The following is a 3,384-nucleotide window of genomic DNA, read 5'->3' as shown; positions in this document are numbered from 1 at the left end:
CCATCGAGTACCGGCATCTGCACATCCATGGTGATGACATCCGGATGTAGCTGTTGCGCCAGCTTGACCGCCTCTTCACCATTCGTGGCGTATCCGGCTATCTCAAGATCCGGCGCAGCCTCCAGCATCTCACCAATCCTGTGCCGGTAAAATGCTGAATCATCGACGACTAAGACTTTCAGGCTGGCCTGCATTTCTCACCATCCATTTCTGAGAGACAGTTGTTTCTGAAACCCTCTGCAGATCACTGGCCCACTCAATATTTTCTGGCGTACTTGCGCATCAGTCCTGGGACATCCATGATCAGCGCGATTTTCCCATCGCCGGTTATCGTTGCACCGGCCATGCCTTCCAATCCCTGCAACATGGCGCCGAGTGGCTTGATAACCACCTCTTCCTGGCCAATCAGTTCATCCACCACCAGCCCCACCTGGATGTTACCGACATTGACCACAACGACATGTCGACTACCCTTTCCCTCTTCCACCATGGCACTGTTCTGCACCAACCATCGACTGAGATAGAAAAGCGGCAGAGCGCGTTCCCGAACCATAATCGTCAGTTGGCCATCCACCACATTGGTACGATTGAGATCCAGATTGAAGATCTCCACCACACTGGCCAATGGCAGGGCAAATGGCTGCGTACCCAGCACGACCATCAGCGTGGGCAGGATCGCCAACGTAAGCGGCAGTTTGATGGTGATGGTGCTACCGCGGCCTTTTTCTGAATCGATCTCAACCGAACCGTTCATCTGCGAGATGCGCGTTTTCACCACATCCATACCGACGCCACGGCCAGAGACATCGGATATCTCGGTCTTGGTTGAAAAACCGGGCTGAAATATCAGGTTGAAACTCTCTCTGTCATTGAGACGGGCGGCCGCCTCTTGATCCATCATGCCCTTCTCGACAGCTTTCTGCCGCAGCACACTGGGATCCATACCTTTGCCGTCATCGCTGATTGACAGCAGGATGTGGTCCCCTTCCTGGGCAGCGGTGAGTAACACGGTACCGCGCCGTGGCTTGCCGGCTTTTTCACGCTCGTCCGGCATTTCAATGCCGTGGTCAACCGAGTTTCTGACCAGATGTACCAGCGGGTCGGCAAGCGCCTCCACCAGGTTCTTGTCCAAATCAGTATCCTCACCCTCCATCTCCAGGTCGATCTCCTTCTTCATGGTACGGGCGAGGTCACGCACAACCCGGGGGAATCGGCCAAAGATCTTTTTGATCGGCTGCATGCGGGTCTTCATCACCGCCAGCTGCAGATCCGATGTCACCACATCGAGGTTACCCACCGCGTTGCTGACATCTTCATCATTCATGGTCGCCTTGAGTGTCGCCAGGCGATTTCTCACCAACACCAACTCACCCACCATATTCATGATGTCGTCGAGGCGCTGTGTATCGACACGGACTGTCGTCTCTGCCGATTGCAGCTTGGCCGCTCCCTTGGGTGCAGGAGGGGGCTTGGGTCTTGCCTTTTGCGGCGCCTGCGCTGCCGGTGCAATTTCCAGCTTGGGTTTGGGTTTGGGTTTAGGTTTGGGTTTGGCCTCAGCGGCCGGTTGAGCCACTGCGGATTTCACCTCTTTTGGCGCATTGGAAAATTTCCCTTTACCATGCAAATCATCCAGCAACATCTCAAATTCGTCTTCGGAAATCTCATCAGAAGCGACAGGGGATGTTTTTTCCGTCTCTTCTCCAGATTTGCTGGAAAATTTCCCCTTACCGTGCAGATCATCCAGTAAAGACTCAAACTCATCTTCGGTAATTGCATCACTGCCTGTCGTTGCTTCGGCAGTATCGGGGGTTTGAATGGCATCGAGCAACTCTTCAAACTCATCGTCGCTCAAGTCACCTTTATTTGATTGAGGCTCAGGGGTTGGTTCCGATTGTTGCGCGGAAGGTGCCACGATTGCGGGTTCTTCTTTCTCTTCCCCCTCGGGAACAGCAAAGAATTGCAGCCGCTTGATCAGTTCGGAATCAGCATGGCCCGGCATCTCTCCATCCCTGATCTCATCAAACATCTCGTTAACCACATCCACGACCTGAAGCACGACATCCATCAGATCCGGTGTAATCTTGCGTTGTCCCTGCCGCAGTATGTTGAATACGTCTTCTGACTTATGGCAAATCTCTACCAATGAGTCGACAGCAAGAAACCCTGCTCCACCCTTGATGGTGTGAAATCCACGAAAGACGGCATTCAACAAATCGTAATCATCGGTCTGTTGTTCGAGATCCACGAGTTGCTCTCCCAGCAGTTCGAGAATCTCTCCCGCTTCTACCAGAAAATCCTGCAATATCTCGTCATTGAGATCTATGCTCATCTTTCTACCCCTGTCTCTATCCTTTGGTATAGATCTGATTCATTCATTACTTTCATGTTTTCGGCAGAGCGCGTAAAAACTAAAATCCCAGACTCGATAGCAGGTCGTCCACATCATCCTGACTGGTCACCACATCGCCCTGTTCGACACCTGGCACTACAGGACCTTCCAATACCATCGGATCGTCAAGTTTTTTCCTGACCTCCAGCTTACCGCCGGTAATCCTGACCAGCTTGGACCAGCTTCTCCTCCACGTCATGAACCAGTTCGATCACCTTGCGGATGATCTGACCCGTCAGATCCTGAAAGTCCTGTGCCATCAATACAGTCGAGAGGTTTTCGTGCAGGCGCTTGGAATGGTGTTGTGTCTGCTGCAAAAATGCAGCCAATTCATCGCTGAGACCCCTGAAATCATCCTTGGTCAACAAGCGGGAACGGAATTTGTCCCACTCCGCCAACAGCGCATCCGCCTGTTTCTCCAGTTCATCCACCATCGGCAGGCTCTGTTCCACCGCTGTCAACGTACGATCCGCAGACTGTTCTGTCATGGTGATGACATAGTTCAGCCGCTCTTTTGCGTCGGGTATATCCACCTGGGTCATCTCGGAGACCCGTGAGTCGAGTAGAAAACCGTTGATTGCTTCATGCAACTCCCGGGTCAACCTGCCGACCTCCGTAAAGAGCTTGTTCTCTTTTATCTCGGCCAGTTCTCCGATAACACGGTCTGCATCCTCATTCTCACCAGCTTCCATGTGTGCCACGAGAGCACGCGCCATTTCGAGGCGAGTCTGGTCAGTCTCTGTCTGTTCCTGCATTCGGGTTCTCCCGTCCCTGTAACCTGTCAGCCTTCGACACGTTCAAAGATCTTGCTTATCTTCTCTTCGAGCGTGCCTGCGGTGAATGGTTTGACCACGTAGCCGTTAACACCGGCCTGGGCCGCTTCAATGATCTGCTCGCGTTTGGATTCAGCAGTCACCATCAGCACCGGTAATGCCGCCAGTCTTGCATCGGCACGCACCGCCCTTAACAGATCTATACCCGTCATACCCGGCATA

At 53.0% G+C, this 3,384-nt stretch carries 3 protein-coding genes and 1 pseudogene; all 4 read right to left on the bottom strand.

The genetic code is table 11. The features are described from left to right. A partial coding sequence (locus tag G9Q73_RS14955) for a response regulator (RefSeq protein WP_177421473.1) occupies positions 1-194 on the bottom strand: 194 nt, incomplete at its 3' end. 62 nt (positions 195-256) lie between these two features. After that, complete coding sequence (locus tag G9Q73_RS14950; RefSeq protein WP_177420484.1) at positions 257-2,329, bottom strand: chemotaxis protein CheA; 2,073 nt, start codon at positions 2,327-2,329, stop codon at positions 257-259. Between the two features lie 79 nt (positions 2,330-2,408). Beyond that, a pseudogene (locus G9Q73_RS14945) lies at positions 2,409-3,144 on the bottom strand (protein phosphatase CheZ). Positions 3,145-3,170: 26 nt separating this feature from the next. After that, the coding region (locus tag G9Q73_RS14940; protein ID WP_177420483.1) for a response regulator at positions 3,171-3,384 on the bottom strand (214 nt) is incomplete at its 5' end.

The organism is endosymbiont of Lamellibrachia barhami (assembly GCF_011947365.2).
Classification (GTDB): Bacteria; Pseudomonadota; Gammaproteobacteria; order Chromatiales; family Chromatiaceae; genus QGON01.
Note: the sequence above shows the minus strand (reverse complement) of the source record. Positions and strands in the feature narration are given on the sequence as shown.